Origin of the sequence: Rhizobium sp. RAF56, from assembly GCF_052113965.1 — a bacterium.
Lineage (GTDB): Bacteria > Pseudomonadota > Alphaproteobacteria > Rhizobiales > Rhizobiaceae > Rhizobium.
This window is the reverse complement of record NZ_JBFRDU010000051.1, coordinates 16,763-29,014: the sequence shown is the minus strand read 5'-3', so window position 1 is coordinate 29,014 and position 12,252 is coordinate 16,763. Positions and strand designations below refer to the sequence as shown.

General features: G+C 54.3%; 8 protein-coding genes and 2 pseudogenes. 2 read left to right on the top strand and 8 right to left on the bottom strand.

The window, feature by feature from the left end:
• Positions 1 to 108 (top strand): annotated as a pseudogene (locus AB4048_RS26140) (IS110 family transposase); the annotation flags it as partial.
• 229 nt (positions 109 to 337) lie between these two features.
• A pseudogene (locus AB4048_RS26135) lies at positions 338 to 889 on the top strand (IS3 family transposase); the annotation flags it as partial.
• Between the two features lie 3 nt (positions 890 to 892).
• Here the strand turns inward: AB4048_RS26135 and AB4048_RS26130 are convergent.
• The 8 genes from AB4048_RS26130 to AB4048_RS26095 form a co-directional block, all read right to left on the bottom strand.
• Complete coding sequence (locus AB4048_RS26130; protein WP_442204895.1) at positions 893 to 2,962, bottom strand: hypothetical protein; 2,070 nt, start codon at positions 2,960 to 2,962, stop codon at positions 893 to 895.
• Positions 2,952 to 3,380 (bottom strand): GtrA family protein, encoded by a 429-nt coding sequence (locus AB4048_RS26125; RefSeq protein WP_442204894.1) that lies wholly within the window; start codon positions 3,378 to 3,380, stop codon positions 2,952 to 2,954. The genes AB4048_RS26130 and AB4048_RS26125 overlap by 11 nt, the downstream gene beginning before the upstream one ends.
• On the bottom strand, positions 3,380 to 4,660 hold the full coding sequence (locus tag AB4048_RS26120; RefSeq protein WP_442204893.1) for an NAD(P)/FAD-dependent oxidoreductase: 1,281 nt from the start codon (positions 4,658 to 4,660) through the stop codon (positions 3,380 to 3,382). The genes AB4048_RS26125 and AB4048_RS26120 overlap by 1 nt, the downstream gene beginning before the upstream one ends.
• Positions 4,661 to 4,669: 9 nt before the next feature.
• Positions 4,670 to 5,602: an NAD-dependent epimerase/dehydratase family protein gene (locus AB4048_RS26115; protein WP_442204892.1), complete on the bottom strand. Its 933-nt coding sequence runs from the start codon at positions 5,600 to 5,602 to the stop codon at positions 4,670 to 4,672.
• Positions 5,602 to 6,333, bottom strand: coding sequence for an SDR family NAD(P)-dependent oxidoreductase (locus AB4048_RS26110; protein WP_442204898.1), 732 nt, complete (start codon positions 6,331 to 6,333; stop codon positions 5,602 to 5,604). The genes AB4048_RS26115 and AB4048_RS26110 overlap by 1 nt, the downstream gene beginning before the upstream one ends.
• 22 nt (positions 6,334 to 6,355) lie before the next feature.
• The gene (locus AB4048_RS26105) at positions 6,356 to 7,690 is read right to left on the bottom strand and encodes an FAD-binding oxidoreductase (protein ID WP_442204891.1); all 1,335 of its coding nucleotides are present in this window, start codon (positions 7,688 to 7,690) and stop codon (positions 6,356 to 6,358) included.
• A complete protein-coding gene (locus AB4048_RS26100) occupies positions 7,687 to 9,159 on the bottom strand; it encodes a UbiA family prenyltransferase (RefSeq protein WP_442204890.1) in 1,473 nt (490 codons plus the stop codon). The genes AB4048_RS26105 and AB4048_RS26100 overlap by 4 nt, the downstream gene beginning before the upstream one ends.
• Before the next feature lie 1,139 nt (positions 9,160 to 10,298).
• Complete coding sequence (locus AB4048_RS26095) at positions 10,299 to 12,251, bottom strand: glycosyltransferase (protein ID WP_442204889.1); 1,953 nt, start codon at positions 12,249 to 12,251, stop codon at positions 10,299 to 10,301.
• Position 12,252 lies beyond the last annotated feature (1 nt).

Here is a 12,252-nt window from a genome sequence, read left to right as displayed (position 1 = left end):
GGGATGAAAAAGGCAAAGGTCGCCGTTGCCCGAAAGCTTGCTGTCATCCTTCACTGCATCTGGGTCGATGGCACCACCTTTGAATGGAGCGCCGGGAAAGTCGCCTAAGCTAACCCCCAGTTTGCTGGCCCTAGACGGGTCTGCAATGTCCCCGCCGGGACGGTGGTTGTGGTGACTTCGGTCAATCGGCTGGTGGCCTGACAGGCACATCGATGGACACGTTGAAGCACCCGACCCGAACACCATCGTGAGGCGACGACCTCGGAAAGGACCATGACCCCGGCAAGGATGTTGCAGGCGCTTGACAAACATTCGCAATTAAAGGGCCGATTGACAGGAATTGAACCTCAGGATCAAGCCACGCAAGCGGTTGAAGCGGGACAAGCCCGACGCTCTGACCGTGCCAGAAGCCCCGAATATGGTCTGGTCGATGGATTTCATGGCCGACCGGCTGGAGGATGGAAGGCAATTCCGGCTGTTGAATGTCCTGGACGACTTCAACCGCGAAGGGCTAGGCATTGAGGTGGATTTTTCGCTACCTGCCGAACGCGTCATCCGCAGCCTGAACCAGATCATCGAGTGGCGCGGCAAACCGTTCGCAATTCGTGTGGATAATGGGCCTGAATACGTCAGCGGCAAACTGATGGAATGGGCTGAGAAACAGGGCATTGCCTTGAGCCACATTCAGCCCGGCAAGCCGCAGCAGAATGCCTATGTCGAGCGGTACAATCGCACCGTCCGACATGAATGGCTCGACCTATACATCATAGAAAGCATAGAGGAGGCACAGGAATTCGCCACAGGATGGCTTTGGACCTATAACAACGAACGGCCAAACATGGGCATCGGCGGCATCACACCCGCACAGAAACTGAAAATGGCTGCGTGAATTCTACGATGGAACCCCGTTAAAAACGGGGGGATTACCCGCCGGTACAATCCTCAACGAAGGCTCCCGCAAGACACTTTCCTGACGCAGAGGTGTCAAACCATTTCCCTTTCCGAATAAACGGTCGATAAAAGCATTTCTGTTGCTAGCGGATAGCTTCGCGGCATCCAGTTTTGTAAAGTCTAGCTGAATTTTTTCATCGTAGGCTAGCTGATGTCCCCATCCCATTGTGATCTTGACCGAGCGAGCATGGCGAAGGGTCGGATTTTTTGTCTGTCCGGTTGATACGAGAAGGTAATCGGCTGGGCTGTTGACCAGCGGAGATAATAGAAAGCCTGCCTTCGCCATTTCGGGGATGAGCCGATAGGACATTGTTGTGCCGTCGTCATACGTTACACTAAGCCGCGTCAGTGGCGGACGGTATAGAATGTCAAGTATCTTGCCGAGTAGTAGGGGCTTGATTTGCACGGCCATCATAAGAGGCGCGTCAAATTCTGGTACCTCTATCTGTTGGCCGACAACGCCCTCGATGGAAACGGCCTCGGATTCGATTTTACCGATGGGAATAATGCGCTTGGCAAGGACGATTCCCTCTGGCTGCTCCTCTACTGGCTCGTACTGGGTGAAGAACAGAGGCCACAACGAGCCCTCCGCGGAGGCCGGATGACGGTGGTCAATCGAGCCCGGCGCAATGACGAGGTAGTCTGGTGCCTTATTACTTTCGAAATAAGCTCTATTCCGCTCGATCAACGTAGCATTGTATGTCGTGTACTCCTGTATTGTGGGGCGTGGACGATAGTTCGCGCCTGCAGCAATTATAAGAGATTGAGCTGACGGTATTATATCCATTGTCCCGTGATATTTCCGCAGCCAGGAGCTAGCGCCGAGTTGGGCCTTGGCGGTGGCCTGAGAGCTCTGGAGGTTAGTGAGCCATTGCTGGGGCTCGACAAGAAAGGTCTTCAGTAGTGAAAATTGTGCTCTCGCGCCTAGGACTAGCTCCGGAACATTGCTGAACATTGGTTGCTTTGTCGCACGTGAAAACTCAATCTGAGGCGGAAATATACTTGCCGCAGCCATCAAAAGGGAAACGGTGAGCAGCTTTTTGTCGACTCTGGTTGCAGCGAATGTAAGTAAGGCGATCGTTAGTAAGTTCCACGCGATTATGGAGTGGAGGTCGTGCCGAACGAAGCCAGCCTTGAATCCTATGAATAAGAAGGCGAAAAATATAAATATTACCAATAACTTGTCTATCTCGTTGTGTGGAGAGCTGCTTTTATACAGTGCGTGAAATAGCAGCGCAAATAAAAGGATAGTTGCGCCCAGATATGCCAGCAAGTCCAGAATAGGCCCTGGAATACTCATTGCACTAGAGTAGCCGTTAGAAACTTCAAGGCTGGAAAGGATAAAGGGAATTATCTGTGACTTATCTTGGCCAGAGCCGATGAAGGAGGCACAGAGTGCAAATCCCAGTGTAGCTAAATGGAGGGGGAACCGTTTTCGCCTCAGATCGCTCAGGTCAGTGGCAAGCAAGCAAAGGATCGAGAGGGGAAGTAAGGAGAATTTGGCAAGGGAGACGATGCCCGCCAGCGTAGCGCCGACAATCGATATGGATCTGTCAATGCGCGCTGTTCCCGATATACCGATCGCGGCAGCTAAAAAAGGCACGGAAAGCAGGATACCGTCCTCAATAGGCAGGCAAATACTGCCCATCAGCGCTATGATGGAAAATCGGGCGACTAGGGGGACGTTCTGTTTCAGAAGAAGATGCGTAAAGGAGATTGCGATATAGATCGGTATCATCAGGGAATATATCGCAAGTTGAAATGGAGTTCCGTCTTGAAAAGCGCGATTATACACTCCTGATAAAGGGCCGCCTGTGAAGACGATGTCAGTTCCAAACCTAAATCCGTTTTCGGCCGCATAAGCCAGGGCAGCTCGCCAAGATCCGTCGAGACTCGCGTCAATGACCCTGAATTGAAGTGGTTTAAATCGTAGATAAAATATTATGAATATTAGCGTTGCTGTCAATATTGCGCTTATTGCGTCGGAAACTCTACCTATTTTATCGCGCAATATTTCTTCCCCCAAAAGTGAAATGTTTATGAAGAAGGTAACTCGTAGCTATAGGGCTCAGAACGCCAACCACATGCGCTATCGTTTCCGTATGGAACTTAAAGTTGAGGAACGGAAATACGCCGTGTGCCAAAATCAAGCTCACCGCCCAGACTTGAGCCAGAGCAACGATGTTAACGATCCCAAAGCGAAAATATTCGGAGCCAACGTGCCTTTGAGATACTTCGAAGACATAGAGCTTCATCAGTACAAAGGCGGTCGTCATGCCGGCGAGATAGGCGAATATGATTGAAACAGAATAGTTTGCCACTTGCGACAATGCCATTCTGGACGAGATATTGATTGCGGCCGCGATGCTGCCAGAAAGGGCAAAACGGACGAAAGAATGTGACAGCAGTTGGGTCAGTTTACCGGTCATTAGATGACTGCTTCCGCGATCTCGCGTCCAAGCCGAACACTTTCGGCGATGCCCCGATCTTCGGGATAATAGTAACACGTGTCGGCTATCTGAAGCCCAACGATCGGCGTCTGTATAGGTGGAAGCTTATCCAAGAAATTCGGCTCGCACACCGGCTGCGCATATTTGAGCCGTCCGACCTTGGCATCTATCAGATCGGCCGGTGTGATGTTCGGATTGACCTTACGAATGTACCCAAAAGACTCGTCGATGAATTGCTGATCGCTCCATTTCCACTTCGGATGCGTCACCGGCATGTAGTAGGGTACGTAGACGATCGTGTCGCCGATCGGGCGCAGGTTGGAGAATTCGATCAACCCCGGGATCTCGATGTTCTCGTCGACAATGTTGACCCAGAAATTCTGGCTTACCGACTTATTGAGCTTGAACAGTAGGCAGACAACGCCGATGTTGCGAATCGCGTCATATTTCGCCTTCGTGTCCGCCGGCAGGTCGGGAACGAGTGTCGAGATCAGTGGCGTCGGGACGGTGGAAATGACGGCATCGGCGGGGAAGAAGTGGCCACCGGCCGCAACGCCGGTGACCTTACCGTTCTCCGTCTCGACCTTTTCGGCCGGCATCGACAGGCGCAGCCGGCCGCCCTTAGCCATATAGGCCGTTACCAGCGCATCGACGAGCGTCTGGCTGCCACCTTCGATATAGCCCAGCTCTTCCTGGAAGATGGAACGGCGCGAATTGCCGATACGTCGGACTCGGGTGGCGATCCACGAGGCGGAGATGTCGTCGGCGAGCTCATAGAACTTCAGGTCCATCAACCGCTTCCAGAGCGTGTTGTAGACATCATTGCCGGAACCGTCCTCCAGCCATTGCCGCGCCGTCTTATGCTCGATCGAAGCGAAGTTGCTGGTCTTCGTTGTCAGGAACATCTGCAGGCCGGTCCGGATCTTGGCAATTAGGCTCAGATGCGGGAAGCGCAGGAGGGAGATCGGGTCGCCCCACGGGTGGACGCGCCCTTTCATGAAATACCCCATGGATGTCGGGTGCCAGCGCATCTTATCGCCGATGCCGAGCTCACGCATCAGCGCGAAGGTGGGCTCATCTGACTTGCAGACGAAGTGATAGAAGCGCTCCATTGAGAGGCCGCCGAAATCAAAATGGGCAGCCATGCCGCCCGCAACTGAATCCGCCTCGATCAAATCGACCTCATGCCCGAGCTGTACGGCCCGGTGCGCGGCTGCCAAGCCCATGGCGCCGGCGCCTATGACCACGATACGGCTCATCTTCTTCTCCTAAAAGTCCAGTACGATGTTGCTGTAACGCGGATCTAGATAGGTTTCAGCGATCGCATTGCGCAGCGGAGTGGCAGGCACGCCGAAAATCGTAGGCCAGTCGATCACCGCAAAGGTTTCGGGAATGACCAGCGCTTCGAGCTGGCTGGTAGTGAAGGGCGGCTTGCTGTTGAACTTGCCATAGACGCACAGCAGCCACCAGAAGACGTGATAGGGGATGTGGACGATGCGTGCCTTTGGCTTCACGGTCGTGTGGACCAGGCGGATCAGATCGCCGTAATGGATCTGCTCCAGGCCGGAAATATCGTGGGTGCCCGTCGGCCGGTTTGTGAGCGACGAGATGACAATGTTCGCAAAATCGCCGACATAGAGCGGCTGGCGGATGAAATTGCCGTCGCCGGGGATGGGGAAGACCGGCACGCGATCCATGAAACGGCGAAGCCAGCCAAGATGCTTGCGGTCGAACCAGCCGAACATCAGCGTCGGCCGCAAAACGACATGTGGAATCTCGGTTACGGTATCGATGAAGCGTTCCTGGGTGGTCTTGGAACGGGTGTAAAAATCGTCGGCCCTCGAATTGACCACGGAAGAAGAGATGTGGACGAAATAGGGTGTGGCATGCCGGCGCATCGCCGCCACGATCTTCTCGGTTGCCACGACGTTATTGTCGACGAATTCCTGCTCGTCCAAACCGCCGATCTGCGCCTGATTCAACAGCACGGCGTCCGCGCCCGCGAAGGCATCCATCCAAGCGCCGCCTGTAGCGAGATCTGCCTCGATCACCTCGATCTCTGGGTGAAGCTTGCGCAACAGCGCCGTGTTGCTCGCATGCTTGTCGATACCGACGATCTTCAGGCCCGGCGTCCCCTTCAGCCGGGCAATGACGTTTTGGCCGACCAGCCCTGCCGCCCCGGTGATGACGATCTTCTGCATCAAATGTCCATCCGGTTGAAGATGGCGCTCGGCAGGCTGCGAATAATCAGCATAGCGTAGCGCCAAAACCATGGGGCATAGACGACCGGCCCACCGCGATCGGCTGCCGCTCGAACAACGGCTGCGACCTGAGGAGCCGTTGCCCACAGAAGGCCCTTACGATCAAAGCCTTCCGTCATCGGCGTGATCGTCGGACCTGGCTTGATAATCACGGCACGAGGACCCTTGTTTGCAAATCGATGAGCTATACCCTCAACGAGAGCGGCCAAGCCCGCTTTCGCCGCGCCGTAAACGAAATTCGCCCGGCGGCCGCGATCTCCAGCCACTGATCCGATTACGACCAGCGAACCGCGTCCTTGGCGCTCCAACTGGGCAGCCGCGGCAAGACACCAGGCCGCCGCGGAGTTGAAATTGATCTGCAGAATGTCGTCCGCAACCAATTGATCGCGCTCGGCGTCGGCCTGATCGCCGAGGATGCCGTACGCGATGAGGATATGATCGACGCCCCCCAACTGCGCGACGAAATTGCCGAGCGCAGCCTCCACCCCTTCCACGAGAGCAAGTTCGTGAACCGCGATCTCCGCTCTGCTTGCACCGCGGATCCTAAGGTCGGAGGCAATGGACGACAGCTTCCCGGCATGCCGTCCGACAAGCAACAGATCAGCGCCTTCTGCCGCGTAGAGGCGCGCGGTTGCCTCAGCAATCGCGGACGTCGCGCCTAGCACAATCACTCGCAATGCGCCGCACTCCTGTTCATTGAGCGATCCTTTTCCAAAAATGCGATTGGAAATTGGGGTCCACGTATTTGGCGAAGTCCTGCCACTGTGGATAGCCCGAGCGAAACATGTCTACCGTCATTCTGCCGTCCTTGGCAGGGTAGAGCCGGCCGCCGGCCTCGCGCACAATCGCGTCCAGCCGGTCCATCAACTGCAGCGTCGATGCCCCGCGATTTGGAAAATCAAGCGCCAAGGTCGTCCCAGGGCGTGGAAAGGACAACATGCCGGGCGATGGCTTGCTACCAAACGTCTTGAGAACGGCTAGAAACGATCCTTCTCCCGCGAATGATATTGTCTCCAGCATCGCCTTGGTGGCATCCCTCTCGTTTTCCGGGGGAACGGCGGATTGATACTGATACATGCCGCGCTGGCCATACATCCGGTACCAGTGGCCGATCGCATCGAGGGGATAGAAGAAGGGATGGATGGGGACGGTTCCGCGACCGGCCCTACGCTTTCCATTCCAGAAGTACAAGCGATTGAAGGCGCCGATAGAGAGCTTATTAAGTGCTAAACTAGGGAAATTCAGCGGTAGGTTCAGTTTGGGATCGGCTTTGGATGGTAGCCGTGCGCCCTTTGATGCGTGGTTTCCTCGCGTAAATATGCCGCGCCCTAGATCTTTACCTTTCGCCAGGCAGTCAATCCAGGAAACGGTGTAGTCGAACACATCCTCGCTCTCGCAGGCGATCTGAAAGAACTCGTCGAGATTGGCGAACGGAACGTTTTCAACATCCATGATGGCACTCGCGATGCGCATCACCTCGATTTCAGCCCAGGTGATGACGCCGGTCAGTCCCAGGCCGCCGATCGTTGCTGAAAACAATCCGGTATTATCCTCAGGCGTCAACTCTACGTGAGTTCCGTCGGAGCGTAGCAGACCAAAGCGTCTCACCCAGCGCCCTAGTGTGCCCACTGAGTGATGGTTCTTTCCGTGAACGTCGTTGGCGATTGCCCCACCCAACGTAACAAAGCGTGTTCCTGGCGTAACCGGCAAGAAGAAGCCGCGCCTTATCAGCATCTGTAACAGCACATCAAAAGAGATACCGGCTTCGGCACGCAGGAGCAGCCTATCCTGGTCAAAGGAGATCGCACGGTCAACGGAAGTCATTTCCAACAAGACACCGTCAGGATTGAGGCAAGTGTCGCCGTACGATCGTCTCAGGCCAGTCGCTAGAATTGAAAGATCTTCTTTTTTTGCCGCAGCCAAAGCCTCTGGAAGGTCCTCCTGCCACACAGGCCTAGCCACGTTATGAGGTGCCCTAATCACACCTCCCCAGGACCTGATCTCGTCCGACGTCGAAAATCGGATCATAGGGCAGCCAGAAAGAGGATGAAAACGATGCCGCCCAGCGCCAGGCTAGTCCGATCCCGCAAGGCGAAGCTCACCGGATCATCATTCATGTTGCCACGATGGGCGAGTAACCAGATTCGCCCGAGCCAAATCGACAGGATGAACGGCATTCCGGCCAGCAATTGCGGATGGCTATAGACGCTCGCCGGCAACATCTCCTCTATGATGAAAAGCACGAGAACGACAAGTGAAGCGATGGCTGAGGCAATGCCCAACGTGAGCGTCAAAGGTGCGTCTTCAACGCGATAGCCACGAATGGTGAGACTGTGCGTTTCCCCTGTCACCTCTGCGCGAATAATCTCTGTATGCCGTTTTGTCACTGCCAAGGAGAAAAAGAAGAAGACGGAAAATGTCAAAAGCCACGCGGGGCTGGGTTGGCTGAAAAGAACAACGCCCATTATAATGCGTATCGTAAAGAGCACACCAATAATCAGAGTGTCCAGCAGAGGCACACGTTTCAGGCCGAGCGAATAGGATCCCGTGACAACGAGGTAGCTAGCGAGCGCGCCTGCGAAGGCCGGCGCAAGCGCAATCGCCGCGGCAAACGCAACGAAAAGTAATGCGCCTGCAAGCGCAAAGCCGATCGGGATCGCCATGCGGCCGCTCGCAAGCGCACGGTTACGCTTCGACCAATGAAGACGATCCGCGTTCAGATCGGCGAGGTCGTTCAGGAGATAGGTCGCCGATGTGACCATCAGCAGGCAGATGAAGGCAAGGAGGGTTCTGATAATGAGCGAAACATCGTCCCAAGCGTGGCCAAAGATCAAAGGCAGAAATACCAATACGTTCTTAGACCAGTGGTGTACACGAAGCGCCTTCAGCAGATCCTTGGTGGAAAGTTGCTTGTTCTTGAATTCGGCCTCTATCGGCTTGTCCAGATTCCGTGCTGCCGCACCGACTGATGGGGAGACTCCAGCGAGCACAATTCCGCTTGCCGCCTTCCAGACGGCAAGATCGGCAGCGCTATCGCCTGCGTAAGTAAAACCTTCCGGGAAACGCTGCTTCAGGTAAGTCGCTTTTGCCCTGCCTTTTAGATTCGCTTCAGCCGACCCGATCGCGCTCGCAAAGATGCCCAGTCGTCCCGCCACCATTTCGACTACAGGCTGAGCAGCAGCCGAGCAAAGATGAATCTCGCGTCCGCGGTCAGCCTGTTGGTGAAGCCACTGAACCAAATCTTCGCGGATTGGGAGCGTCGTGTGTGTTAGATCGATCTCGCGCGCTAGGTGCTCTTTCATCGCGGCTCTCCCTTTAGGGAGACTAAAGAACGCCCGCAAGACACTAATTGGGTGCGTGAATAGCCCCATAGCAATTTGCTCAAAGAGAGTGTCTGTCACGATCAACGTATCATCGAGATCGACAACAATCGGTAACTCGCGGGTATTGACGCTAGCGTTAGCAACCGTTCCTACGATCCCAGGGATTTTTTCCATTATCGCCACAGTTCTCGCAATCTCGTCCCAACGAGTGGCAGCATTAAGTGGGAGCTCTCTCCCACACAAGGGTAAAAAATTCAAGCGCAGGCCACTAGAGAAAGCCCAATTCGTGGAAGGATAGTTTTCGTTAGCGAAATTTCCTTAGAGCGCGAATGGCCATACCCTTGGTCGGTTGTAAGCGGTTATGGAATAACCTCTTGCGTGCTTGGGATGGGGCAGGCAGCTATCATACTGTAGCAGCCAGCCTCACACCGACGAATTGGACCTGAAATCCCCAAAAGATTTTCCCACTGATACGCCGATAACGTGAAAATGGTTGCAAAGGCGAATGTCGAGGATTGCCGGATGATCTTCTGGTTGCAACCCAGGCAATCAAAGCGGCGTCGATTGCTTGGATCGCGAAAATAGCAGGGATGTCTATCTTATGCGTTCCAGACGCGAAAACAAAATCGGCTAGAAAATCGGGACGACAGTCGCTATTCGGTGCTCGTTGTGCTGGTGGAATAGCAGTTGAACGTAATCGGTTCCGCTGCGATAGGCCCATTGATGGCTTAGGGAGCAGACGAGAAACCTGCAACGCCAAGATAAATAGACGTAGAAACAATAATCGCAGCAACGACATAGGCAAAAATGCTGCGTTCACCCATGCTGATTTGATTTATCCAAAATCCCCTCTAATAATATCCAAACCGGCAGTTATCACGACCGGTGCGCACCAGTCGCGCGCTTCGCCCTCGCGACATCTGGAGTTTTGCGCTCTGGCCCTCCTGCGTGGCATGAGTCCGCCATGCAAACGTTTAAACTCATTAGCACTTGGGAGATCGGCGACCACGTGAATTACAAGGGAGGCCGGGGCGGCTATAGCCAAGCTGCATAATGCCAATCATCGCACCGCCCAACCTTCGCTACGCAATGGGTTTCCTTTTTGTCCCGGCGAGAACAGTGTCTCAGCGACGATGAGCACTGCCCGATCGTGATGTCTGTTTAAATAAGTCTTAGAGCAGCTTGTCGAGTGCATCGTAACGGTGCCTAGGTGACGATCCTGTCGAACCGTCGCCGGAACGCAGGGGCAACTGTGGTAAAGGATTCTGCGTGTAGGTCTTCAGCGCCTTGTGCCGTTGAGCAAAAATACTAGGTCAAACGATCTCGCTCGTTTGAACTGACAAACGTCCAACGGGTGCGCAAAGTTGGATAGAAACGCAACGCCGCATCGGAAATTCATCGTACGGGACCAGACCCCTCCAGCGATTATGCGCTTCGGCCGAAAGAAAGTAGGTGTCCGGATCTTCCTGAAGATTCGCCAGCATGTCACGCAGGGAATGCTCAGGGAAGCCAAGGCATTCTACCATCTTCTTTAAGCGAATGAAGTGTTCCTCCGCGCCGTTGCCAAGTAAGACGTGGTCAACGGCGTGGATTGTTGGCGAGTCCTTTGTACGGGTGTGTTTGGTGATACCAGCGAAAACTGGCGCCACCGCTTCGAGCGGCAGGTGCTCCAGCACCGAAATAGAATAGATGCAGTCAAATTCGGCATTGGCGAGTTCCGACAGAGCATCGGGGAATAAGCCTCTGAGAAAGGTGATGTTCGGGAACTGATTCTTAATTCGCTCGAATTCGGCGGGACCCCGATCTCGCCCATCGTATGGATCTACAATGACGACTTCATAACCCAGGCGAACGAGCAGATCAGCGACCCAAGGGTCTCCAGCTCCGATTTCCAACAGCCTTGCGCCTCTCGGAATAGCGCCGATGATAGCCTTCAAGATCCAAGGGCGTTGCGCGTCTTTAAGATCCTGATTGATAGCGGCGAGCGCTGGTAAGTTATCGACGCCATCAGAGTAATCGCGCACGGTTGCGTAGCTTAGCTCATTTGGAACGCGATAGTTGTTGTAGTGCCTTGCGACGCGCTTCAAAGCCACATCGTTTCCCAGATCGTCAAGTCGCGGGTCTTGATTGACCTGTTGGTAGAAGTTTATCAGTGACGTTGCACTTTTCTTCCAGGATAGCGTTCGATGATAGAAATCTCGAGCCCCTTGAGCTAGTCGAGCTGACAGATCTTTGTCGGAAACAACACGCATAATTTTCTCCGCTAGTTCGATCGCGTCACCTCGCCGGGTCAGTATGGCATCTTTGCCATCTTCGACACGAAGGCCAATATTTGTTGCCGGCAGTATAACCGGTCGTCCCATTGCGAAGAATTCGGGCAATTTAGAGGGGAATCGATATGCATTGAAGTCGTTAACTCTGCCGGGCTGGACGAGCACATCTGCAAGAGCGAGATACGCAGGCACGCTTTCCCGAGGTTGAAACGGCAATGTTATAACGGGGCAGCTATCTTTCAATCCCTCTGGTAGGACGGGAATGGTGTCTTCTCCGAGTCGCACCAAGACTATGGGTATCTGTTTTCGTGCCAAAGCGGCGACGGCCAGATAAAGAGATCGGACTTCCGATACATTCGCCGGATGAACGTTGCCGTTGTAGACTAGTATGGTCTTTTTCGCGTCTATTCCCAGTTTGTTGCGAAGTGAGCTATCTGTGGCTTTCGGGCTGAAAAGTTCCTCCTCTGCAGCGGGCCATACTTCCAGTCCGAGAAGATGTCCGGGCTTGAACTCAAGTAGTCGGTCAATCAAGGCGGTGACGCCCGCCGATTCCCGGAGGAAAGCCAGCATGTCGTCTGGGCGTGCAAGGTAGCCTGGTATCGGTAGAGTTGAATCTATTGCGGAGCCTGCGAGCAAATCCGACACGCTCAACCCAAGATGCGCAGCCGTGATCTCGTATTCATTGTCTTCGAGATGGACGACATAGCGGCAGCCGTTAAGTTTGGCTAGTTTTCGTGTGGCTTCGGCGACATGCTGTCTTGGAGTCCAAGCATGAATGAGATCGGCTCCCATTCCGTCTGCAAATCGGAACTCAACCGCATCGCTGTAAGACGTAGTCGCGTATTGGTGACCGTCAGGCACAGCATTGTCAAGTCCATCGGGCACCGCGACAGCTACGTCGGCTCCCAATTCGCTGATTCCGTGGGCCAGATTTGAGACGTGGATCCCGCTATTGCTCGTTAGGTGATTGTGACTGACAAAGAGAATGTTCATT